Origin of the sequence: Pseudomonas baetica (assembly GCF_019733355.1) — a bacterium.
GTDB classification, from domain to species: domain Bacteria; phylum Pseudomonadota; class Gammaproteobacteria; order Pseudomonadales; family Pseudomonadaceae; genus Aquipseudomonas; species Aquipseudomonas baetica_A.
Map to the genome: position 1 here is coordinate 1 of NZ_JAIHLQ010000210.1, position 210 is coordinate 210.

Consider the following 210-nt stretch of genomic DNA (forward strand, 5'->3'; position numbering starts at 1 on the left):
TGCGATCGGAACCACCTTCAGCTACACGCTGGGAACCTGGGGTGCGATCGGAACCGTTTTCCGAAATGGGAGCGCTCACAACGCCACTACGCGACTGGCCAATCAGAGTCTGTTCTTTTTGGCTGTACGCCGCAAAGGTGTTCGCACTGAATGCCACGATAGCGACGCTGATAACTACTGATTTGATGGATTTCATGGCGGCAACTCCAG

Annotated in this window: 1 pseudogene; it reads right to left on the reverse strand. The window is 54.3% G+C overall.

Going from position 1 to position 210, the window contains the following annotated elements:
• A pseudogene (locus K5E40_RS34785) lies at positions 1–196 on the reverse strand (hypothetical protein); the annotation flags it as partial.
• Positions 197–210 lie beyond the last annotated feature (14 nt).